21 protein-coding genes are annotated in these 22728 nt (G+C 71.0%); 10 read left to right on the forward strand and 11 right to left on the reverse strand.

Features of this window, described 5'->3' with window-relative positions; genetic code table 11:
* Positions 1–116 precede the first annotated feature (116 nt).
* Positions 117–2918: a penicillin acylase family protein gene (locus IG99_RS05590; protein ID WP_078947546.1), complete on the forward strand. Its 2802-nt coding sequence runs from the start codon at positions 117–119 to the stop codon at positions 2916–2918.
* A gap of 46 nt (positions 2919–2964) precedes the next feature.
* Here the strand turns inward: IG99_RS05590 and IG99_RS05595 are convergent, their stop codons facing one another.
* Together IG99_RS05595 and IG99_RS05600 are read right to left on the reverse strand one after the other, a co-directional pair.
* The gene (locus IG99_RS05595; RefSeq protein ID WP_037670441.1) at positions 2965–4284 is read right to left on the reverse strand and encodes a hypothetical protein; all 1320 of its coding nucleotides are present in this window, start codon (positions 4282–4284) and stop codon (positions 2965–2967) included.
* An 84-nt stretch (positions 4285–4368) separates the two neighbouring features.
* On the reverse strand, positions 4369–5604 hold the full coding sequence (locus IG99_RS05600) for an exo-beta-N-acetylmuramidase NamZ family protein (protein WP_037670442.1): 1236 nt from the start codon (positions 5602–5604) through the stop codon (positions 4369–4371).
* A 171-nt stretch (positions 5605–5775) separates the two neighbouring features.
* On the opposite strand from IG99_RS05600, the gene IG99_RS05605 reads away from it, so the two are divergent.
* The 3 genes from IG99_RS05605 to IG99_RS05615 are packed head-to-tail and all read left to right on the forward strand — an operon-like array spanning position 5776 to position 8842.
* Positions 5776–6540, forward strand: coding sequence for an SDR family oxidoreductase (locus IG99_RS05605; RefSeq protein ID WP_037670443.1), 765 nt, complete (start codon positions 5776–5778; stop codon positions 6538–6540).
* Complete coding sequence (locus tag IG99_RS05610) at positions 6489–8222, forward strand: class I adenylate-forming enzyme family protein (protein ID WP_078947547.1); 1734 nt, start codon at positions 6489–6491, stop codon at positions 8220–8222. Before IG99_RS05605 ends, IG99_RS05610 begins: the two co-directional genes overlap by 52 nt.
* 26 nt (positions 8223–8248) lie before the next feature.
* Positions 8249–8842: a TetR/AcrR family transcriptional regulator gene (locus IG99_RS05615; protein WP_037670962.1), complete on the forward strand. Its 594-nt coding sequence runs from the start codon at positions 8249–8251 to the stop codon at positions 8840–8842.
* 65 nt (positions 8843–8907) lie between these two features.
* On the opposite strand, the gene IG99_RS05620 is transcribed toward IG99_RS05615, so the two are convergent.
* Positions 8908–10122, reverse strand: coding sequence for an acyl-CoA dehydrogenase (locus tag IG99_RS05620; protein WP_037670446.1), 1215 nt, complete (start codon positions 10120–10122; stop codon positions 8908–8910).
* A gap of 6 nt (positions 10123–10128) precedes the next feature.
* Entirely contained in the window at positions 10129–11151 is a 1023-nt protein-coding gene (locus tag IG99_RS05625; protein WP_037670448.1) for a phosphotransferase family protein, read from the reverse strand.
* Positions 11152–11340: 189 nt separating this feature from the next.
* Here IG99_RS05625 and IG99_RS05630 point away from each other — a divergent pair, with 189 nt between their 5' ends.
* Positions 11341–12294, forward strand: coding sequence for an NADP-dependent oxidoreductase (locus IG99_RS05630; protein ID WP_037670451.1), 954 nt, complete (start codon positions 11341–11343; stop codon positions 12292–12294).
* 75 nt (positions 12295–12369) lie between these two features.
* Here IG99_RS05630 and IG99_RS05635 read toward each other — a convergent pair whose 3' ends face one another.
* From IG99_RS05635 to IG99_RS05650, 4 genes are all read right to left on the reverse strand, one after another.
* On the reverse strand, positions 12370–12720 hold the full coding sequence (locus tag IG99_RS05635) for a DUF202 domain-containing protein (protein ID WP_051864949.1): 351 nt from the start codon (positions 12718–12720) through the stop codon (positions 12370–12372).
* The gene (locus IG99_RS05640; protein ID WP_037670454.1) at positions 12717–13109 is read right to left on the reverse strand and encodes a YidH family protein; all 393 of its coding nucleotides are present in this window, start codon (positions 13107–13109) and stop codon (positions 12717–12719) included. The genes IG99_RS05635 and IG99_RS05640 overlap by 4 nt, the downstream gene beginning before the upstream one ends.
* Positions 13110–13148: 39 nt before the next feature.
* A complete protein-coding gene (locus IG99_RS05645) occupies positions 13149–13664 on the reverse strand; it encodes an NUDIX hydrolase (RefSeq protein ID WP_037670455.1) in 516 nt (171 codons plus the stop codon).
* Between the two features lie 410 nt (positions 13665–14074).
* Positions 14075–14968: a DMT family transporter gene (locus IG99_RS05650; protein ID WP_037670457.1), complete on the reverse strand. Its 894-nt coding sequence runs from the start codon at positions 14966–14968 to the stop codon at positions 14075–14077.
* A 448-nt stretch (positions 14969–15416) separates the two neighbouring features.
* On the opposite strand from IG99_RS05650, the gene IG99_RS05655 reads away from it, so the two are divergent.
* From IG99_RS05655 to IG99_RS05670, 4 genes are all read left to right on the forward strand, one after another.
* Positions 15417–16367 carry a hypothetical protein gene (locus IG99_RS05655; protein ID WP_037670459.1) on the forward strand — a complete coding sequence of 317 codons (951 nt, stop codon included), beginning with the start codon at positions 15417–15419 and terminating at the stop codon, positions 16365–16367.
* A gap of 45 nt (positions 16368–16412) precedes the next feature.
* Positions 16413–17951 carry an APC family permease gene (locus IG99_RS05660; RefSeq protein ID WP_037670461.1) on the forward strand — a complete coding sequence of 513 codons (1539 nt, stop codon included), beginning with the start codon at positions 16413–16415 and terminating at the stop codon, positions 17949–17951.
* Positions 17952–18092: 141 nt separating this feature from the next.
* Positions 18093–18818: a molybdopterin-dependent oxidoreductase gene (locus tag IG99_RS05665; protein WP_037670463.1), complete on the forward strand. Its 726-nt coding sequence runs from the start codon at positions 18093–18095 to the stop codon at positions 18816–18818.
* Complete coding sequence (locus IG99_RS05670) at positions 18802–19425, forward strand: cytochrome b/b6 domain-containing protein (RefSeq protein WP_037670465.1); 624 nt, start codon at positions 18802–18804, stop codon at positions 19423–19425. The genes IG99_RS05665 and IG99_RS05670 overlap by 17 nt, the downstream gene beginning before the upstream one ends.
* A 10-nt stretch (positions 19426–19435) precedes the next feature.
* Here the strand turns inward: IG99_RS05670 and IG99_RS05675 are convergent, their stop codons facing one another.
* On the reverse strand, positions 19436–20833 hold the full coding sequence (locus IG99_RS05675; RefSeq protein WP_037670466.1) for a GntT/GntP/DsdX family permease: 1398 nt from the start codon (positions 20831–20833) through the stop codon (positions 19436–19438).
* A gap of 62 nt (positions 20834–20895) precedes the next feature.
* Positions 20896–21414, reverse strand: coding sequence for a gluconokinase (locus IG99_RS05680; protein ID WP_037670467.1), 519 nt, complete (start codon positions 21412–21414; stop codon positions 20896–20898).
* A 172-nt stretch (positions 21415–21586) separates the two neighbouring features.
* Here IG99_RS05680 and IG99_RS05685 point away from each other — a divergent pair, with 172 nt between their 5' ends.
* The gene (locus IG99_RS05685) at positions 21587–22288 is read left to right on the forward strand and encodes a FadR/GntR family transcriptional regulator (protein ID WP_037670468.1); all 702 of its coding nucleotides are present in this window, start codon (positions 21587–21589) and stop codon (positions 22286–22288) included.
* 4 nt (positions 22289–22292) lie between these two features.
* Here the strand turns inward: IG99_RS05685 and IG99_RS05690 are convergent, their stop codons facing one another.
* On the reverse strand, positions 22293–22670 hold the full coding sequence (locus IG99_RS05690; RefSeq protein ID WP_037670469.1) for a YchJ family protein: 378 nt from the start codon (positions 22668–22670) through the stop codon (positions 22293–22295).
* Positions 22671–22728 lie beyond the last annotated feature (58 nt).

Below are 22728 nucleotides of genomic sequence, written 5' to 3' on the forward strand. Positions count from 1 at the left end.
CGCCCATGCCGACTCCTGACGACCGCGCCGACTTTGCAAAAAGTGACGCTTGCTCATCTTCAATCTCGGGGATACCGGCGGTAACCTCCGGCTCACCCCCATCGCAAGGAGCTGCCATGCCGCGGCGAACCCCACGCAACGTCCTCGACAGACTGAGAACTCCCAGTCGATTCCCCGGGTTCCTGAAGAACGCATCCGTATGCGTCCTGATAGCCGGGCTTTTGTCCCCGCTTTCCCAGGCGGCGGTGGCGGCCGAGGCCACGGCCGAGGCCACGGCTGCCGCCAACGACTACTGCGGCGGCCAGTGTTCCGACATCCTCCCGCCTGGTCAGAACGGCAATGCCACACTTGCCCAGGTTCTGCTGAATCAGGCCTTCGGCACCCAGCCGGACCACGCAGAGGACCAACTCGGCCCCTACGCAAACCTGGCCAAGGGGTACCCCACCCTGACCAACGCCACGATCAACACGTTCTTCAACGACGCCTCGTTCGGGGTCCCCACCGACCAGGTCGCCTCCACTCTCAAGCCCGCCGGCCGCGCCGACGTGACGATCGTCCGGGACAAGAAGACGGGCGTGCCGCACATCACCGGCACCACCCGGTACGGCACGGAGTTCGGCGCCGGTTACGCCGCGGCCCAGGACCGCCTCTGGCTGATGGACGTCTTCCGCCACGTCGGCCGCGGCCAGTTGACCTCCTTCGCCGGCGGCGCGGCCTCCAACCAGGGCCTGGAGCAGCAGTTCTGGCGCAACGCCCCGTACACCGAGGCCGACCTCCAGGCCCAGATCGACAACGCCATCGCCACGAACGGCGCGCGCGGCCAGCAGGCCCTCGACGACGCCAGGGCCTACCTCGACGGCATCAACGCCTACATCGACGCCTCCGACAGCGGCCGCTACTTCCCGGGTGAGTACGTCCTGACCGGGCACAAGGACTCCGTCACCAACGCCGGCACCATCGACCACTTCAAGATCACCGACCTGGTCGCGCTCGGCTCCGTCATCGGCGCGCTCTTCGGCTCCGGAGGCGGCGGCGAGGTCAACAACGCGATCTCACTGCTGGCCGCCCAGGAGAAGTACGGCGTCGCCGAGGGCACCAAGGTCTGGGAGTCCTTCCGCGAGCGCAACGACCCCGAGGCCGTCCTCACGCTCCACAACGGCGAGAGCTTCCCCTACGCCACCAAGCCGGACAACCCGCAGGGCCTGGCCCTGCCCGACGCCGGCTCGGTCGTGGAGGAACCGCTCGTCTACGACCGTACGGGCAGCGCGGCCACCAGCAGCGCCGCCACCGCCTCCACGTCGGCCGCGAAGACCGCCCTGACCTCCGCCAAGCGCGGGATGTCCAACGCCCTCGTGGTGAGCGGCAAGCACACCGCCAGCGGCCACCCGGTCGCCGTCTTCGGCCCGCAGACCGGCTACTTCGCCCCGCAGCTGCTCCTGCTCCAGGAGCTCCAGGGCCCGGGCATCAGCGCCCGCGGCGCCTCCTTCGCGGGCCTGAGCATGTACGTCGAACTCGGTCGCGGCCAGGACTACTCCTGGAGCGCCACCACCTCCGGCCAGGACATCATCGACACCTTCGCCGTCGAACTGTGCCAGGACGACTACCACTACCTGTACCACGGCACCTGCACGGCCATGGACAAGGTCGAACGCAAGAACGCCTGGACGCCGACCACGGCCGACGGCACGGCAGCGGGCTCGTACACGATGCGCGTGTGGCGGACCAAGTACGGCCCCGTCGAGTACCGGGCGACCGTCGGCGGCAAGAAGGTCGCCTACACCACCCTGCGCTCCTCCTACCTGCATGAGGCCGACTCCATCATCGGTTTCCAGATGCTCAACGACCCCGACTACGTCAAGAGCCCGCAGACCTTCCAAAGCGCGGTGCAGCACATCAACTACACCTTCAACTGGTTCTACGCCGACTCCCAGCACACCGCGTACTACAACAGCGGCGACAACCCGGTGCGCGCGAGCGGCGTCGACGCCGAGTTCCCGGTGTGGGCGCAGTCGGCGTACGAGTGGCGGGGCTGGAACCCGACGACCAACACCTCCGACTACACGCCCGCGACGGCCCACCCCAACTCCATCGACCAGGACTACTACATCTCCTGGAACAACAAGCAGGCCAAGGACTACACGGCCGCGCCCTGGGGCGACGGCTCGGTGCACCGGGGCAACCTGCTCGAGGACCGGGTGAAGAAGCTGGTCGCGGCCGGCGGCGTGACCCGCGCGTCGCTGACGAAGGCGATGGCGGACGCGGCCACCGCCGACCTGCGGGCCGAGGACGTGCTTCCCGACCTGTTGAAGGTCGTCAACAGCTCCACGGTGACCGACTCCACGGCCGCTGCCGCCGTCAGCAAGCTCCAGACCTGGCTGACGGCCGGCGGCAAGCGCACGGAGACCACCGCCGGTTCGAAGAAGTACGCCGACGCCGACGCGATCAGGATCCTGGACGCCTGGTGGCCGCTGCTGGTGAAGGCCGAGTTCGAACCGGGTCTCGGCACCGGCCTGTACACCGCCTTCACCAACAACCTCCCCGTCGACGAGGCCCCCTCGGCCGGACACGGCCCGACCGGCTCGCACGCCGGAAGCTCCTTCCAGTACGGCTGGTGGAGCTACGTCGACAAGGACATCCGGGCGGTGCTCGGTGAGTCGGTACAGGGACCGCTGGGCCGCAAGTACTGCGGCGGCGGCACCCTCACTGCCTGCCGGGACACTCTCATCAGCACCCTGAAGGAGGCGGCCGGCAAGACCGCGGCCCAGGTCTACCCCGGTGACGACCAGTGCTCGGCGGGCGACCAGTGGTGCGCCGACTCGATCGTCCAGCGCACCCTGGGCGGCATCAAGCACGGCAAGATCAGCTGGCAGAACCGGCCGACCTTCCAGCAGGTCGTGGAGTTCACCTCACACCGGTGAGCCGGTAGCCGGTGAGCCGGCGAACCCCTTACGGCGGCGGGCCGCGTCAGCGGATGCGGCCCGCCGCCAGCACCAACTGGGCCAGCTCCTCGTGCACGATGTCGCTGTGCGCCCCGGCCGGCGGCCCGCCGCGCCGGACCACCGCGGCCGCGTCGACGTTCACACAACCGGAGGCGGGCAGCGGCCCGCGCAGCGCGTCGGCCAGCTTCATCCCCGGTGTGCCCGGCACCGCCTGCACACCGTCGAACCCCATCGCCCCCCACTTCGCGCCGATCAGCGCCCCGAGCCCGAACTCCTCGACCAGGCCCGCGGCGTCACCCGCCACTCGCGAGGCCAGCGGATACAGGGTGCCCAGCGCCGAGTCGTGCGAGGAGTGACAGCACACCACGGGACCGTCGACGCGGTTGTACTGACCCTGAAGGACACCGCCCGCGCGCGGGTCGTGCGGCAGCCGCGCCGCGAACGCGTAGTGCGAGAAGGCACCCTGGAGCAGCGTCACGGACTTCACCGAGCGCACACCCTCGGGCAGCCCGCGCAGCGCGAACGACACCAGCCGCCCGCCGAAACTGTGCCCCACCAGATGCACCCGCACCTGCGGCGCGGCCTCGGCGAGCTGCCCCACCACCCGGCCCAGCCCGCGCTCACCGACCGTCCCGGCACGCCGCTTCATCGCGTAGTACGTCCCCTGCCGGAGCAACTCGTGCGCACCGTCCCACGGGTTGGGCAGCGCGAACCCCTCGGCGTCGGACCGGCCGTTCACGTGCGTCAGAGCGGTCGCGAACTCCTCGCAGGCCGTCGCGGCGCTCCCGCGGAACATCTCGGGCTCGGCCTGTGGCACCCCCTCGGCCAGTGTGTCCGCCGCGAACAGGGCCTGCGGTCCCGCCGGAACGACGTCGACCAGCGACTGGACCAGCCGCCCGAACTCCTCCAGCTCCGTCTCCTCACGCGGCTGCTGCTCCAGCATCCGCGCGATCTGCTCCACCACCGTGGCCCGGCCCGGGAACGCCTCCAGCAGTGCGTGCCGGGTGTCCTCGTCGAGCCCGGGGCGCGCCGCGGCGACGGCCGTCGCGGTGCGCGGGAAGTCCGGGATGGGCTCGTCGGAGAATCGCATCGACGGCCACACCACACCGGCATAGCCGATCTCGGCATCGGGGGCCAGCTGCGGGAACGGCGCGAAGAAGCCGTTGTAGAGGCGGGTCGCGATCGAGCGGTCGTTGTTCCAGCCGTGCGAGAAGACGACCAGGTCGCGCACACCGCGATCCGCCACTTCCGCCAGCAGCCGGTCCCGCTGCCGGCCCTGTACATCCCCGTCCGCGTCGAAGGTCAGCTCCCAGTAGGGACTCACACTCATCGCCGGATCCGCCATGACAGGCCCCTTCCGTCCCCCGTCGCCGTGCGCGATGTGGGCGCATCGTCCTGCCAACGGGTGGAATTGGCCATACGTCACGGCTCATCCGTACAAGAGGTACTCCTGGCGCAACCGCCGGAATGTCGCGAGCTCCTCGCGCCAGCCCGCGACCACCTCCTCGACGCCCGCGCCCGCGTCGATCGCGGTGCGCACCCAGGAGGAGCCGGTGAGCTTGTCGATCCAGTGGTCGGGCCGCCAGGCGAAGCCGCTCCACACCCGCTTGGCGGTCACCAGCAGCACGATGCCGGTGCGGACGGGGTCGTACGCCTTCCGGTCCTGGACGTGGATCTGCACGCCGCCGACGGTCTTGCCCTGGAACTTGGAGAAGGTGGGGGCGAAGTAGGCCTCACGGAAGCGGACGCCTTTCAGGCCGGCCTCGTTCGCAGCGGCCGCCCAGCGTCCGTCGATGCCCTCCGCGCCGATGAGTTCGAACGGGCGGGTGGTGCCTCGGCCTTCCGACAGGTTCGTCCCCTCGAAGAGACACGTTCCGGAGTACACCAGGGCCGTCTCCGGGGTCGGCATGTTCGGGCTCGGCGGGACCCAGGGCAGGCCCGAGGCGTCGTACCAGTCGGAGCGGCGCCAGCCGGTCATCGTCACCGTGTCCAGGGCTACCGGTTTCGTCAGGAACTCCGCGTTGAAGAGCCGGGCGAGTTCGGCGACGGTCATGCCGTGCGCCTGCGAGACGGGTTGTCTGCCGACGAAGGACGCGAAGTCCTTGTGCAGCACGGGGCCCAGGGCCGCTCGTCCGGTCACCGGGTTCGGGCGGTCGAGGACGACGAAGCGCTTGCGTGCGAGCCGGGCCGCCTCCATGCAGTCGTAGAGGGTCCAGATATACGTGTAGAAGCGGGCACCGACGTCCTGGATGTCGAAGAGGACGGTGTCGACGCCGGAGGTGGCGAAGATGTCGGCGAGGGGTTGTCCGCTCTTCTGGTACGTGTCGTAGACGGGCAGGCCGGTGGCCGGGTCGTCGTAGCGGCCTTCCGAGCCGCCGGCCTGGGCGGTCCCGCGGAAGCCGTGTTCGGGGCCGAAGACGGCGCGGACGTTCACACGGGGGTCGGCGTGCATGACGTCGACGATGTGGTGGGCCTGGCGGGTGATGCCGGTGGGGTTGGTGAGGATTCCTACGCGATCGTCGCGCAGTTCGGCGTAGCCGTTCGCGGCGAGGTTCTCGAAGCCGGTTCTCAGGCGGCGGGCGCGTGATGGCTCCGCCCGGGCCTGCGGTGTTGAGGCTGCTACGACGGCCGTGGTGGCGAGCAGGCTTCGTCTGGAGAGCTTCATGAAGTGACGGTAGGGGCTTCCGCGGGTCGTGGGGAGGGTGCCGGTCGTTCGTGGCTTGTCGCGCGGTTCCCCACGCCCCTGGTTGGCTGTGGTTACCCCTTTCCCGCGACATACCGACCGGTTAGTCTGGCCGTGCTCGGGTCAGAGTCGAGCCCGCGTTGAAGGGGACTGATGGTGGAAGCCTTGCAGGGTGCTGGAGTGGTTGTCACGGGGGCGGGAGGGGGCATCGGGGCGGCCCTCGCCCGGCGCTTCGCCGCTGAAGGGGCCCGGGTCGTCGTCAACGATCTTGATGCGGAGAGGGCCGGGGCCGTCGCCGACGAGATCGGGGGGATCGCCGTGCCCGGGGACGCCTCAGGGATCGTGGAGGCCGCCCGTGACGCCCTCGGCGGGACCGTCGACGTGTACTGCGCCAACGCCGGAGTCGCCTCGGGTGGGTCGGAGGCGGCCGGGGAGAGCGTCTGGGCGCTTGCCTGGGACGTCAACGTCATGGCGCACGTCCGGGCGGCCGAGGCACTGCTGCCGGACTGGCTGGAGCGCGGCGGCGGGCGTTTCGTGTCCACCGTCTCCGCGGCGGGGCTGCTGACCATGATCGGGGCGGCGCCCTACAGCGTCACCAAGCACGGCGCGTACGCCTTCGCCGAGTGGCTGTCCCTGACGTACCGCCATCGGGGGGTCAAGGTGCACGCGATCTGTCCGCAGGGCGTCCGCACCGACATGCTCGCCGCCACCGGCAGCGCGGGCGACCTGGTGCTCCAGCCGACCGCGATCGAGCCGGAGGACGTCGCGGACGCCCTGTTCCGGGGCATCGAGGAGGACCGTTTCCTGATCCTGCCGCACCCCGAGGTCGCCGGGTACTACCAGGCCCGTGCCGCCACCCCCGACCGATGGCTGAGCAACATGAACCACATCCAGCAGAAGTGGGAGGCCGGACAGTGACCTCTTCGACCCCCTCGACCTCGTCGCGCTACGCGGCCAGGCCCTGGCTCGGGCTCCTCAACGAGGCCCAGCGCGCCCCCGTCGACCCGGCCGACTCCCTGGTCCACGCCCTGCGCCGGTCCGCCGCCGAGGCCCCCGACCGCACCTGCCTCACCTACTTCGACGGCCGGCTCACCTACCGCGAGGTCGACGAGCTCAGCGATTCCGTGGCCGGGCACCTCGCCGGGCGTGGTCTGGAGCGCGGTGACCGGGTGGCCGTACTGCTGCAGAACTCACCGCAGTTCGTGCTCGCCCTGCTCGGTGCCTGGAAGGCCGGCGCGACCGTCGTGCCCGTCAACCCGATGTACAAGGCGGGCGAGGTCACCCACGTCCTGCGGGACGGCGAGGTGGCCGCGCTGGTGTGTTCCGACCGGGCGTGGGAGTCGTACCTTCGGGACACGGCCGCGGACTCACCGGTGCGGATCGTGCTCACGGCATGCGAGTTGGATTTCCAGACGCGCAACGACGCGCGCGTGCTCGGCTTCGAGCGGGTGCCGGAGGCCGGGGACGCCGACGACCTGACGGCCGTCGCCCGCGCGGGGCACAAGGCGCCGGAGGGGCGTGACCCGGCCGCCTCGGACATCGCGCTGATCAGCTACACCTCGGGCACGAGCGGCACCCCCAAGGGGGCCACCAACACGCACGGCAACATCATGTACAACGCCGAGCGGCAGCGCACCGGCCTGGGCCTGCCCGACCCGCCCGTGTACTACGCGCTGGCGCCGCTGTTCCACATCACCGGCATGGTCTGCCAGCTCGGCGCCTGCCTCGACAGCGCGGGCACACTCGTGCTGACGTACCGCTTCGATGGCGGGGTCGTCCTCGACGCGTTCGCCGAGCACCGGCCGCACTACACCGTGGGGCCCGCCACCGCGTTCATGGCGCTGGCCGCTCACCCGGACGTCACCCGGGACCACTTCTCGTCCTTCGTGACCATCTCCTCCGGCGGCGCCCCGCTGCCGCCCGCGCTGGTGGAGAAGTTCCGGGCCGGCTTCGGGCCGTACATCCGCAACGGCTACGGGCTCACCGAGTGCACCGCGCCCTGCGCGTCCGTCCCGCCCCAGCTGGAGGCGCCCGTCGACCCGGCCTCCGGGACCCTCGCGGTGGGCGTGCCCTGCGCCCAGGCGGTCGTGCGCATCGTCGACGACCGGGGCGAGGAGGTGCCCTTCGGTCAGCAGGGCGAGATCGTCGTCAGCGGGCCGCAGGTCGTGCCCGGGTACTGGCGGCGACCCGAGGCGACCGCGGAGACCTTCCCCGGCGGCGAGCTGCGCACCGGCGACATCGGGTTCATGGACCCGGAGGGCTGGCTGTACGTCGTCGACCGCAAGAAGGACATGATCAACGCGTCCGGCTTCAAGGTCTGGCCGCGCGAGGTCGAGGACGTCCTGTACACCCACCCGGCGGTGCGCGAGGCGGCCGTCGTGGGCGTGCCCGACGGGTACCGCGGCGAGACCGTCAAGGCGTACATCAGCCTGCGTCCGGGTGCCGACACGGATGCGGATACGCTCGCGGCCTACTGCAAGGACAGACTGGCGGCCTACAAGTATCCGCGGCAGGTGGAGATCCTGCCCGACTTGCCCAAGACGGCGAGTGGGAAGATCCTCCGTCGGGAACTGCGTTCCCGCACGCACGACGCTTCGTAGGCATCACGGAAAGGCAGGTGGCGGCAGTGCCCAGGACGACGGACGGAGAGGGAACTCCCGTTCCGCAGCGGCTTCTCGCCGCCGCCACCCGGCTCTTCGCCGAGCGGGGATACGACCGCACCTCGGTGCAGGAGATCGTCGAGGCGGCCGGCGTCACCAAGGGGGCGCTGTACCACTACTTCGGCTCCAAGGACGACCTCCTGCACGAGGTGTACGCGCGTGTGCTGCGCGTCCAGCAGGAGAGACTCGACGCCTTCGCGAACGCCGACGAGCCGATCGAGAAGCGGCTGCGGGGCGCGGCCGCCGACGTCGTCGTCACGACGATCGACAACCTCGACGACGCGATGATCTTCTTCCGGTCGATGCACCACCTGAGCCCGGAGAAGAACAAGCAGGTGCGCGCCGAGCGCCGGCGCTACCACGAGCGCTTCCGCGCGCTCGTCGAGGAGGGTCAGGAGGCCGGGGTGTTCTCCAGGGCGACACCGGCGGACCTGGTGGTCGACTACCACTTCGGTTCGGTCCACCACCTGTCGACCTGGTACCGCCCCGACGGGCCGATGACCCCGCAGGAGGTCGCCGACCATCTGGCGGACCTCCTGCTGCGGGCCCTGCGTCCCTGAGCCCGGTCTCTCCCAGCCCATGGGTAAGGGGCGGTCGCCACGGCGACCGCCCCTTACCCATCACCTCACAGGTACTTCTTCAGCTCCCGGCGTGCCAGCGAGCGCTGGTGGACCTCGTCCGGGCCGTCGGCGATCATCAGCGTCCGGGCGCCCGCGTACAGCTCGGCCAGCGGGAAGTCCTGGCTCACGCCGCCCGCGCCGTGCAGCTGGATCGCCCGGTCGATGATGTCGACGACCGCGCGGGGTGTGGCGATCTTGATGGACTGGATCTCCGCGTGCGCGCCCCTGTTGCCGACCGTGTCCATCAGCCAGGCCGTCTTCAGCACCAGCAGCCGCAGCTGCTCGACCGTCACACGCGCGTCCGCGATCCAGTTGTGGACCACACCCTGCTGGGCCAGCGCCTTGCCGAAGGCCGTACGGGAGACGGCCCTCCTGCACATCAGCTCGATCGCGCGCTCCGCCATGCCGATCAGCCGCATGCAGTGGTGGATACGCCCGGGACCGAGCCGCGCCTGCGCGATGGCGAAGCCGCCGCCCTCCTCGCCGATCAGGTTGGACACCGGAACGCGCGCGTTGTCGAAGATCACCTCGGCGTGGCCGCCGTGGTAGTGGTCCTCGTAGCCGAAGACCTGCATGGCCCGCTTCACGGTGACGCCCGGGGTGTCGCGCGGGACCAGGACCATGGACTGCTGGCGGCGGATGTCGTCCCCGTCGGGGTCGGTCTTGCCCATCACGATAAAGATCTTGCAGTCCGGGTTCATCGCCCCGGAGATGTACCACTTGCGCCCGGTGATGACGTACTCGTCGCCGTCGCGCTCGATGTGGGTGGTGATGTTGGTGGCGTCCGAGGAGGCCACCTCCGGCTCGGTCATCGCGAACGCCGAGCGGATCTCACCGGCGAGCAGCGGCTCCAGCCACTGCTTCTTCTGCTGCTCGTCGCCGAACTGGGAGAGCACCTCCATATTGCCGGTGTCGGGGGCCGCGCAGTTGGTCACGGTGGGCGCGAGCTGCGGGGAGCGGCCGGTGATCTCGGCGAGCGGCGCGTACTGGAGGTTGGTCAGCCCGGCGCCGTACTCCGCGTCGGGCAGGAAGAGGTTCCACAGACCCTGGCGGCGCGCCTCGGCCTTGAGGTCCTCGACCACGGCCGGGGTGTCCCAGGGGGAGGCCAGCAGCGCGCGCTGTTCGTGCGCGACCTGCTCAGCGGGGTACACGTACTCGTCCATGAAGGCGAGCAGCTTGGCGCGCAGTTCCTCGGTGCGCGCGTCGAACGCGAAGTCCATGGCCGGTCAGCCTTCCTGGAGAGTGTTCAGGCCGTGCTCGATGAAGACCGGAACCAGCTCGCCGATGCGGTCGAAGCCGCGCCCGACGGTCTGGCCCAGGGTGTAGCGGTAGTGGATGCCCTCGAGGATCACGGCGAGCTTGAACCAGGCGAAGGCCGTGTACCAGGAGACCGCGGAGACGTCCCGCCCCGAGCGTGCGGCGTACCGCTCGACGAGTTCCGCGGGGGCCGGGTGGCCGGGGGCCTCGGCCGTGGTGGAGACGGGCGAGTGGGGGGTGCCGAGCGGGATGCTGTACATCACCAGCAGGCCCAGGTCGGTCAGCGGGTCGCCGAGCGTCGACATCTCCCAGTCGAGGATCGCCGTGATCCGGTCACCGTCGCCGATCAGTACGTTGTCGAGACGGTAGTCGCCGTGCACGACGGCCGGGGCCGGGGAGTGGGGCAGTTGCCGGCCCAGTGCCGCGTGCAGCTCGTCCACACCGGCCAGTTCGCGGCTGCGGGAGGCGTCCAGCTGCTTGCCCCAGCGGCGCAGCTGCCGGTCGAGGAAGCCCTCGGGGCGGCCGAAGTCCGCGAGGCCCACCTCGGCGGGGTCCACGGCGTGCAGCTCGACGAGGGTGTCGACGAGCGACAGCACCGCCTCGCGCGTCCGCTCGGCGCCGAGCGGGGCGAGCTGATCCGCCGTGCGGTACGGCGTGCCCGGCACGAACTCCATGACGTAGAAGGGCGCCCCGAGCACCTCGTCGTCCTCGCACAGCAGCACCGGGCGCGGCACCGGCACGTTCGTCGGGTGCAGGGCGCTGATCACCCGGTGCTCGCGCCTCATGTCGTGCGCGGTGGCCAGGACGTGGCCGAGCGGGGGCCGTCGTACGACCCACTTCGACGTGCCGTCCGAGACCTCGTACGTCAGGTTCGACCGTCCGCCCTCGATCAGCCGACCGGTGAGAGGACCCTGTGCCAGTCCGGGCCGCTCCCGGTCGAGCAGGCCGCGCAGCCGGTCGAGATCGAGTCCGGGCGGGTGGTCGGGGCTCATGTGTCGCTCCTACGGGCGAGTGAACGGAACGGGACCTCACTTATGATGCCGACCGGTCGGTATGTCGTCCAGTATGCGCGACGAACGTGACCTGAGCCACCCTAGGCCGAAGGTGCCCCACCCGGTACGGCGGGGCGTGCAAGGGCTTTCGGCTTGCGAGCCGCTCGGGGACCCCGGAGGGTCGATGCCATGAAGGCGATCAGCTACAGCCGCTACGGCGGACCCGAGGTGCTGGAGTACGGCGAGGTCGTGGACCCCCCGATCGGCCCCGACGCCGTGCTCGTGAAGGTACGGGCCGCGGCGGTCAACCCCGTCGACTGGAAGTGCCGTGAGGGCCATTTGGACGGCATGCTCCAGGCCGTCTTCCCGGTGGTGCCCGGATGGGACGTCTCGGGGGTCGTCGTGCGGCCGGGTGTCTCCGTCACGGAGTTCGCGGTCGGTGACGAGGTGATCGGCTACGTCCGTGAGGACTTCCTCTCTCGCGGCACCTTCGCCGAGTACGTCGCCGCGCCCGTACGCACCCTCGCCCGCAAGCCGCGCAACCTCACCTACGAGGAGGCCGCGGGACTACCGCTCGTCGGACTCACCGCCTACCAGGTGCTGATCAAAACACTTGAGGTGAAGCGGGGCGAGACGGTCCTGATCCACGCCGCGGCCGGCGGAGTCGGCTCGATCGCCGTGCAGATCGCACGCCACCTGGGCGCGCGGGTGATCGGTACCGCGAGCGAGGGCAACCACGACTTCGTACGCTCCCTGGGCGGCGAACCCGTGACCTACGGCGCCGGCCTCACCGACCGGGTGCGGGGGCTGGCCCCTGAGGGAGTGGACGTCGCCTTCGACGCCGTCGGCGGCGATGCCCTGCGCGACTCGGTGAACCTCCTGGCCGCAGAGGGCCGCCTCGCGTCGATCGCCGACCCGAACGTCCTCGGCTACGGCGGCCGTTACTGCTGGGTGCGGCCCGACGCGGAGGATCTGAAACGGCTGGTGGACCTCGCCGAACGGGGCGTGGTCTCCGTGCACGTCTCGAAGACGTTCCCACTGGAGCGGACGGCGGAGGCCCACCGGCTCAGCGAGGAGGGACGGACGCGGGGGAAGATCGTGGTGACGGTGGAGTGGGACGCCACGGGTAAGGGGGAGGAGTAGGGGCACAGGGGCAGGGGCAGGGGCAGGGGCAGGGGCAGGGGCTGTAAGGCTGCCGGGCCTGCTGCGGGGTCTCGGTCAGAAGACCAGCGCCGCCGCGCAGACCGCCATCGCCACCGTGCACAGGACCGCCGCGCCGGCCCCGCCCGGGGCCAGGGCCGGTGGGCGGGCCGTCGTGGCGAGGGTGCGGATGCGGTGGTGGGCGACGAGCAGGAAGCCCAGCCAGAGGACGGCGCACAGGGCGCACACGGCGACCCCGGCCGCCGTCGCCCCGCCGTGCAGCGCGGTCTTCACGGCGAGGACGGCGACAACGGTGCTCGACAGGGTCGTACGCCGCCACGCGAGCCGGGTGCGCTCCGGCTGCAGCCCCGGATCGCGCTCGTCGTTCACCGGTGGGTGGGGCTCGTGGCGGTCGGGCCCGGCGCTCATGCGTCCCACCCGACGAGCACGACGACGACCATGGCGACCGCCACCACCGCGACGACGAGGCCGAGCAGGGCCGGGAACCGTGACACCGGCAGGTCCTCACCCCGTCGCATCGCCCGCTCACAGCGCATCCAGTGGTTCACGGCGCGCAACGAGCACAGCACGCCCGCCGCGAGGAGGGCGAGCGCGAGGCCGACGCGCCAGCCCCAGCGCAGGTCGGGCAGGAACTGGTCCACCGCGAAACCACCGCCGATCAGGGCGAGGGCGGTGCGCAGCCAGGCCAGGAAGGTGCGCTCGTTGGCCAGCGAGAACCGGTAGTCGGGGGTGTGGCCCTCCTCGCGGACGCGCTGCGGGGCGAACCACAGCCGGACGTTGTGTACGAACTCGATCACGCGAAGGACCTTACCGGGGGCGCGTTGCGCCGCAGCCGCTCAGCCCGTGGCCCGGAACGCCCCGAGCCGCTCGTAGGCGGCCAGTCCGTCCGGTACCCAGGTCCACTCGCTCAGACGGCGGGTCATCTCGTCCTCCGGAAGGAAGTCGTGCCAGGCGACCTCCTCGACCTGGGGGCGGACGGGCAGGTCGCAGCGGACTTCGTAGACGGCGGACCACCAGGACTGGCCGACGCCGTTGTCGTACAGGAACTTGAACAGGAAGTCGGGTCGCGGCAGGCCGCTCACTCCCAGCTCCTCCTCGGCCTCGCGCAGGGCCGCGTCGTCGTAGGCCTCACCGGCGCCGACGACTCCGCCGACGAACATGTCGTAGAGGGAGGGGAAGACCAGCTTGGTCGGGGTCCGCCGGTGCACGAAGATCCGTCCCTCCGCGTCCCGGGCCTGAATGAACACGCACCGATGCCGCAGCCCCCGCGCGTACGCCTCCCCTCGCGGCGACTGGCCGACGACCCGGTCGTTCTCGTCAACGATGTCGAGGATCTCGTCCGCAGAACTCATGCACCCCATCCAAGCAGGGCCCTCCGGGGGTGCGGCGGGGATGGGGCGCTTTGCGGGGGCGGGGCGTATGCGGGGTGTGGGGGTGCGGGGGTGCCGGGGCAAGTGCAGGCGCCTTGTGGCTTGTCGCGCAGTTCCCCGCGCCCCTTTGGGGCACGTTGCCCCACAGGCGCTGCTTTGACGGGCCGAGCTCTCCTCGAGGCGGCCCCCTTTTACGTGCCGGCCCGGGTGAGCCCCACGCCCGCCGTGGGCGGGGGTGCTGGGGCAGGTGGAGGCGCGTTGTGGCTTGTCGCGCAGTTCCCCGCGCCCTTTTGGGGCGCGTTGCCGCACAGGCGCTGCTTTGAGGGGCCGAGCTCTCTCGGGGCGGTCCCTTTTACGCGCCGGCCCGGGTGCCCCCGCCCGCCGCGCAGCGCTCAGCTCGGCTGGAGGTCGCGGACGCGTTCCGGCTTGGCCGTGCCGGTGGGCATGGCCGGATGGCAGCCGAGGAGGATGATGCCGACGACCACGGCGGCGAGACCGGCCGCCTCCCAGGCGAGGGCGCCGGGGTCGGTGTCGAGGCGGTCGCCGAGGAAGCCGACCCCGCAGGCGATGCCCGCCAGGGGCTGGGCCGCGGTGAGGGCGGGCAGCGACATCCGCAGCGTCCCGGTCTCGAAGGCGCTCTGCACGAGGACAAGCCCGGTCACGCCCAGCGCCAGCACGGCGTACGGCTGCCAGCCGGTCAGCAGCTCGGTGAAGCCCCCTGCGGACAGCCGCTCGCCGCTGACCCTGGTCAGCGCGTCCTGGAGGCCGTAGAGCACGCCGGCCGCGAGGGCCAGCAGCACCGGCGCGGAGCTCAGCCGTGAGCGCTTGGCGGAGGCCGTGAGCAGCAGGGCGAGGCCCACCATCACGCCGATGATCAGCCAGTGCCGCAGCGGATCGTCGATCGCGCTGCCGCCGCGCGGTTGTCCGGCCACGATGAACACGCTCACCCCGCCCGCGAGCAGCGCCAGCCCCGCCCAGCCCTGCCGGCCCAGCGGCTGCCTGGTCTGCCGTCGTGAGAGCGCGAGGGCGAAGAGCAGGTTGGTGGCGAGCAGTGGTTCCACCAGGGAGACCTCGCCCTGTCCGAGCGCGGCCGCGCCCAGCGCCATACCGGCCACCATCAGCGCGATGCCGCCGAGCCACCGGGGCATCCGCATCAGGTCCAGCAGCAGACGGAAGGAGAGGAAGTCGCCGAGGGGGGCCGTCTGTGCCGCGTTCTGCTGCAACACGAAGCCGAAGCCCAGACAGACCGCGGCACTCACGGCGAGAACCAGAACCAGAACCGACACGCTGCGTACCTCGTTGATCTTCCGCCGGCCACGGGGTGCGTATGTGTGCAGGGGCCGACTCTACCGTTTTCGGAAGTTTCGATGCTTTTTGATGTCCTGGGACGCACCACGGTGCGTCCCAGGAGGGCCCGTAGCCAGGCGACCGACTCGGTCGCGGTGCCCGGCGGATCGGTGGGGGACCGGGGGCTGCGGCGCGACCGTTCCAGCCATGGTGCGATGCCGGACGGGGCCTCGCCATGGCGCAGGCCACATTCCGGGCCGCCTTACCACGCCCACCAGGTGGCCCGTCACGCCGGTCGGCCGCAGACCCCTTGTTCGGGTGGCCGGTTGGCATATGCCAAGCACCGGATTTTCTTGACGAAACCTCTGGCTGGGGGTTTGCTGTGCGTGATCAGCCGATGGCGGGTCGATATCGTACGCATCGCGCGAGAACGTGAGGAAGTCAGCGGTGCCCCCACCCCCGCTTCCCCTCGGCCGCGGCCGCAAGCGCGCGGCCCAGGCCTTCGACGCGGCACTCGACGACGCCGAACTCCGCGACGCTCGTACCGCACTCACCCAAGGCCGCTGGCAGGCCGCCCGCGCGCTGCTCGCCCACACCGGCGACGACTGGGACCGCCGCGGGCACCGTGTCGTCGTCCTCGCCGAGGAGCCGTACAGCGCCGCCTGGACCCGCGACTGGCTGCTCGCCGAACCCGACTCTGCCGACGCCGCAGTCCTGCTCGCCCTGGCCCTGGTCCACCGTGCCCTGCGCGGCAAGGAGAAGCCGGACCGGGCCCGCGAGGCCTGCCGCACCGCCGCCGCGCTCGCGCCCGCCGACCCCACCCCCTGGCTCGGTCTGCTCCTGCTGGAGCGCACCCTGGGCGGCGAGGAGGACGTCGTGCGGCTCTTCGACGAGGTGCGCCATCGCTACGCCGACCACCACCACGCCCACCACCTGGTCGTCGCCCGGCTCGCCGAGCGCCGCGCCGACACCGGCCCGGACCCCCTGCACGAGGTCTACGACTTCGCCGGCTGGGCCGCCGAGCAGGCGCCCGCCGACTCGCCGCTGGCGATGCTGCCGGTTGTCGCCCACGCCGAGCGCTACCGCGTCCTCGCCGCCGCCGGGTTCGAGCCCGCCGAGCCGGCCCGCTCCGAGCACTGGAGCGGACGCCGGGCCCGCCTGGTGATGAAGGCCGCCTTCGACTGGTGGCTGGAGTGGGAGCACGACGGCCATCCGCGCCGCCTGGTCGACCTCAACTTCCTCGCCCACGCGAAGGTCTGTGAGGGCCGTGGCGCCGAGGCCGCCGCCCTCTTCCACCGCATCGGCGAGCACGCCACCCCGGCCCCCTGGTCGTACCCCGACCGCGACCCGTACACCGCCTTCCGCGCCGCGCGCGCCGCCGCGCTCGGCGCGGCGTAACACCACCAGCCCCCGAAAAGCCACACCGGAAAGGAACGGCCCTCGATGACCACGGGCAGTTCGAGCACGAGCAGATCCGCCGAGAGCGGCATCAGCACCTTCAAGGGGCAGGAACGCGCGCTGCGCGCCGACCGCCTCGGCACGGGGGGCCTGCTGCTCTCCGTCCTCGCGGCGACCGGCCCCATCATGGTCGTCGCTGGTGTCATGCCCACCGCATTCGCGGTGATGGGCATCGTCGGCCAGCCCCTCCTCTTCGTCGTCCTCGGCGTCGTCCTCGTCCTGTTCAGCGTCGGATACGCCGAGATGAGCCGGCACGTCCACAACGCAGGCGCCTTCTACGCCTACGTCTCCCGCGGGCTCGGCGGTACCGCGGGCGCGGGCGCCGCCCTGCTCGCGCTGGTTGCCTACAGCGCCCTGCAGGTCGGCATCTACGGCATCTTCGGCTTCGAGGCCTCCGGGTTGTTCGCCACCTACGCCGACATCCAGATCGCCTGGTGGATCCCGGCCCTCGTCGCGGCCCTCGTCGTCGGCACGCTCGGCCGGCTGAAGATCGACGTCAACGCGCGCGTGCTCGGTGTCCTGCTGGTCATCGAGGTGGCGCTGGTGGTCATCTTCGACCTGGCAGCCGTGGCCGACCCGGCGAGGGAGGGCCTGTCCCTGCACGCCTTCAACCCGGACACGCTCACCGGCGCCGGTGTCGGCACCGCCCTGTGCTTCTGCATCGCGGCCTTCACCGGTTTCGAGCAGGCCCCGGTGTACGCGGAGGAGACCAGCCGGCCGCACGTCCTCGTCCCGCGCGTGATGTTCCTCGCCGTCGCGGGCGTCGCCGTCTTCTTCGCGGTCAGCAGCTGGGCGCTCACCGTCGCCGCGGGCCCCTCGCAGATCGTCGGGGCCTCGCAGAAGGAGAGCGCGAACCTGCTGTTCTCCCTGACGGAGTCCCGCCTCGGCGCCACCTTCACCGACGTCCTGCACGTCCTCTTCGTCACCGGCATGTTCGCGGCCCTGCTCAGCTTCCACAACGTCGTCGCCCGATACGCCTTCGCCATGGGCCGCGAGGGGCTGCTGCCGCGCGCGTTCGGACAGACCACGGGCACGAGCGGTGCGCCCGGCACCGGATCACTGCTCCAGACGGCCGTCTCCGTCGTGGTCATCGGCGCGTTCGCCATCTCTGACGACAAGCCGACCGGCGACCCCACCGCGCCGGTGCTCCAGCTGTTCACCTGGTGCGGCAACGTGGGTGCGCTGGGCGTGATCCTGCTGATGGCGGCCGCCTCGGTCTCGGTGATCGTCTTCTTCGCCCGGCGCGGTGCCGCCGCCGCGCAGGCCTGGCGCATGGTGACCTCCGCGCTGGCGGCCGTCGCCCTGCTCGTGATCGCCGTCTACACGGTCAAGGATTTCGATGTCCTGGTCGGCGCGGCCCCCGGCTCAGAGGTGCCCTGGGTCCTGCCCGGCATCATCGCCGTCGCCCTGGTCGCCGGACTCGTCCAGGGCCTCGTGCTGCGCTCCCGCGCACCCGAGGCACACGCCCGGATCGGCCTCGGCAACGAGGCGTTCCAGCTGGAGAAGGCGGCGGCGGTGCCGTAGGGCGCCCTCGATGCCGTAGGAGACGGCGTACGAGACGGCGTACGAGACGGCGTACGAGATGGCGTAAGAACTGCTTACGGAACCCTGACGAGCACCCGCGATCCCTGGTCCCACCGGGCTCGCGGGTGTTCGAATGAGTACGTGAACTCCGAACAACCCGAGGAGCGGGGCAAGCCGGTCGGCCGCCGCATCTTCCTCGGCACCCTCGGCCTGGGTGTCCTCGGCGTGGCCACCGCCCCCACGCTCCAGCGCGGCCTGGAGGCCTTCCTCGGCAGCGCAGCCGACAAGGACCCCACCGGCCTCACCGGACTGCTCCCCAACGGCGGCGGCTTCCGCTACTACTCCGTCGCCGCCTCGGTCCCGCACAAGACCCCCACGAGCTACCGCCTGAAGGTCGACGGCCTGGTCGACCACCCCAGGACGTACGGCCTCGCCGACCTCAGGGCGCTGCCGCAGACCCGGATGGTCAAGGACGTCCAGTGCGTCACCGGCTGGCGGGTCCCCGGGACGCCCTTCGAAGGCGTACGGCTGTCCGTCCTGCTGGACGCGGCCGGCGTACGGGCGAAGGCCGGCGCCGTCCGCTTCACCTGCTTCGACGGCACCTACAGCGAGAGCCTCACCCTCGCCCAGGCCCGCCGCGCCGACGTGTTGGTCGCCCTGCGCATGCAGGACAAGGACCTCGGCCACGACCACGGCGGCCCCGTCCGCCTCTACGTGGCACCCATGTACTTCTACAAGTCCGCCAAGTGGCTCTCCGGCATCACCGTCACCGAGGACGTGCGCCCCGGCTACTGGGAGAACCGCGGCTACGACGTCGACGCCTGGGTGGGCCGTTCGAACGGACGTGACGATGAGCCTACGAGCTGACGCCCCGCCCGCCGCCACCCGCGTGCACCGCTTCAACCCGGCCCCGCGGTGGGTGCACCGCACCACGGCCTTGCTGATGGGCGTGTGCGTGCTGACCGCGGCCTTCCTCTACATCCCCGAGCTCGCCCAGCTGGTCGGCCGCCGCGAGCTGGTCGTCCGCGTCCACGAGTGGGCCGGACTCGCCCTGCCCGTGCCCCTCCTGGCGGGCCTCGCCTCCCGCGCACTGCGCGCCGACCTGCGCCTGCTGAACCGCTTCGGGCCGCACGACCGTGTCTGGCTGCGCGCCGCCCTGCGCCGCGACCGGCGCCACCAGTCGCGTCCGGCGGGCAAGTTCAACGCGGGTCAGAAGATCTACGCCGCCTGGATCACCGGCGCCACGCTCGTGATGCTCGGCACCGGCCTGATCATGTGGTTCACCCACCTCACCCCGCTGATGTGGCGCACCAGCGCGACCTTCGTCCACGACTGGCTGGCGCTGACCATCGGCATCGTCCTCGCCGGCCACATCGGCATGGCACTGGCCGACCCCGAGGCACGCCGGGGCATGCGCACGGGGTCGGTGAGCGAGGAGTGGGCGGACCGGGAGCATCCGCTGTGGCGTCGCTGAACCTCGACCGCTAGAGGATCAGCGACAGCAGCAGCACCAGGCCGCCCGCGACCACGGAGATGATCGTCTCCATGACCGACCAGGTCTTGATGTTCTGACCGACGCTCAGGCCGAAGTACTCCTTCACCAGCCAGAACCCGGCGTCGTTGACATGGCTGAAGAAGAGCGAGCCCGCGCCGATGGCCAGGACGAGCAGAGCCGAGTGGGTCGTCGACATGTCGGCGGCCAGCGGGGCGACCAGACCGGCCGCCGAGATCGTCGCCACCGTCGCCGAACCGGTCGCCAGCCGTATCGCCACGGCTATCAGCCACGCCAGCAGCAGAGCCGGGATCGACCAGTCCTTGGAGATGTCCAGGACCATCTGGCCCACACCGCAGTCGATGAGGGTCTGCTTGAAGCCGCCGCCCGCGCCGACGATCAGCAGGATGCCCGCGATCGGTGCGAGGCCCTTCTCCACGAGCCGGGAGATGTTCTCCTTGCTGAAGCCCGCGGGCCGGCCCAGCGTGAAGATGCCGACGAGCACGGCGGCCAGCAGGGCGATCAGCGGGGAGCCGGCGACGTCGAAAACGCGCTGCACGGTGTTCGCGGGATCGTCCACGACGATGTCGACCAGTGCCTTCGACAGCATCAGCACGACCGGCAGGAGGATGGTGGCGAGCGTGGCGCCGAAGCCGGGACGCTTCTCCAGGTCCTCCGAGGGGCGCTGGGGGACCATGCGGTCCGGGGCCGGGACGTCCACCCAGCGGGCCGCGAACCGGGAGAACACCGGACCGGCTATGACCACCGTCGGAATGGCGACCAGCACACCGAGCGCCAGCGTCACACCGAGGTTGGCGCCGACCGCGTCGATCGCGACCAGCGGGCCGGGGTGCGGCGGAACGAGCCCGTGCATCACGGACAGACCGGCGAGCGCGGGGATGCCGATCCGCATCAGCGAGTAGTTGCCCCGCTTGGCGACCATCAGCACGACCGGTATCAGCAGGACGACGCCGACCTCGAAGAACAGCGGCAGCCCGATCACCGAGGCGATCAGCACCATCGCCCACGGCATCGATCGCCCGCCCGCCTTCGCGAGGATCGTGTCGACGATCTGGTCGGCGCCACCGGAGTCCGCGAGCAGCTTGCCCAGGATGGCGCCGAGGGCGATCAGGACACCGACACCGGCGACCGTGGAGCCCAGGCCCGTGGTGAAGCTGGCGATGGCCTTGTCGAGCGGTGCCCCGGCGAACGCGCCGAGCGCGAGCGAGCCGATGGTCAGCGCCAGGAAGGCGTGGAGCTTGAATTGGGTGATGAGCAGGACGATGACGGCGATGCCCGACAGCACGGCGATGCCCAGCTGGGCGTGGCCGGCCGAGGTGATGGGCTCGACGGTGTCCGCTGCCAGCATCTCGACACTGAGTCTGGTCACGGGGGTTCCAATACAGTTATGGGGAGGGGGAGTTACGTACGGAGGGGTTACGTACGGAGGGGTTACAGCGGGGCGCCGGAGATGTCGTCGAGTGCCCGCACGGCCCGGTCGGTGATCTCCTCGGGGCTGCCGGCGACGCTCACGGCGACGCCGGCCTCGTCCGGCTCCAGCGGCTGGAGCGTGGCGAACTGGGAGTCCAGCAGCGCCGTGGGCATGAAGTGGCCCTCCCGGTGCCCCATGCGGTCCGCGATCAGCTCCCGGTCGCCCGAGAGATGCACGAACAGCAGGCCGGGAGCCGCCGCCCTGAGCCGGTCCCGGTACGACCGCTTCAGGGCAGAGCAGCTGACCACCCCGCCCAGCCCGGCCCGCGCGTGCGCCCAGGCGCCGATGGCGTCCAGCCACGGCCACCTGTCGTCGTCGTCGAGCGGGGTGCCGGCCGACATCTTCGCGATGTTGGCCTCGGGGTGGAAGTCGTCGCCCTCGGCGTACGGAACGCCCAGCCGGGCGGCGAGCAACGGACCGATGGTGGTCTTGCCCGTGCCGGCGACGCCCATCACCACGACGACGTGCGGGGTACGCATCAATGCCTCGCTGTCTGCCTCGACCTGACGACCTCGACGCAGGGGCGCCGACGCCCGGACGCCGATCTCTCCGGCGTCGCCACACTGAAACGCATTAGGTACGACGAATTCAAGAGGCTGTGACGAATAAGTCTGACTTTTTGGTTGGTGACGTGCCACGTACGCTGAGTGCATGAGCACACCGGGCCGGGGGCTGCACGGCCATGTACTGGACACCCTCGGCCCCGCGATCACCGGGGGCGACTACCCGCCGGGCAGCGTGCTGCGCACCGACGAACTGGCCGAACACTTCGACGTCTCACGCTCCGTCATGCGCGAGGCGGTGCGCGTCCTTGAGACCATGCACCTGGTCGAGTCCCGCCGCCGCGTCGGCGTCACGGTGCGGCCCAAGGCCGAGTGGAACGTCTACGACCCCCAGGTCATCCGCTGGCGGCTGGCCGGCGCCGACCGCCCGCACCAACTGCGCTCGCTCACCGTGCTGCGCTCGGCGATCGAGCCGGTGGCTGCGGGCCTCGCCGCCAAGAACGCCACACCGGAGCAGTGCGCCGAACTCACCGAGTGCGCGCTCGGCATGGTGGCCAACTCACGCGGCCACCGCCTCGAGGGGTACCTCGTCCACGACGTCGCCTTCCACCGGGTGATCCTCACCGCCTCCGGCAACGAGATGTTCGCCCGCCTCGGGGACGTCGTCGCCGAGGTCCTCACCGGCCGCACCCATCACGAGGTCATGTTCGACGACCCCCTCCCGGCCGCCGTCACCCTGCACGTCCAGGTCGCCGAGGCGGTCCGGGCGGGCGACGCGACACGCGCGGAAGAGCTCACCCGTCAGATCACGGTGGGGGCGCTCAAGGAGCTGGACATCCTCGCCCCCTGAGACTTCAGTCCAGGAACTCCCCGTCGACGTAGACCCACGCCCCGTCGACCCGCTCGAACCGGCTGCGCTCGTGCAGCGCCCCGCCCCGGAACGAGGCACGGAAGGTCACCGTCCCGGCGGTGTGGAAGGCCGTACCGTCCGCCTTGTCGAGGATCTCCAGACCCGTCCAGCGCATCCCCGGGTCGAAGTCGACCCGGGCCGGGCGCGTGAGCGGATGCCAGGTCCGCAGCAGGTACGCCTCGTCCCGGCGGGAGAACGCGCTGTAGCGCGACCGCATCAGAGCCTCGGCGGTCGGGGCCGCGGCCTCACCCCGGTGGAATCGGCCGCAGCACGCGTCGTAGGCCTCGGCGAGACCGCAAGGGCAGGGAGTACGTCGGGACATGCCCCCATTCTGCTGCACCCGCACCTACCCCATCCGCATCTACCGCATCCGCACCTAC

The sequence above is a fragment of the Streptomyces griseus subsp. griseus genome, from assembly GCF_000720255.1.
In the GTDB taxonomy this organism is placed as follows: domain Bacteria; phylum Actinomycetota; class Actinomycetes; order Streptomycetales; family Streptomycetaceae; genus Streptomyces; species Streptomyces griseus_I.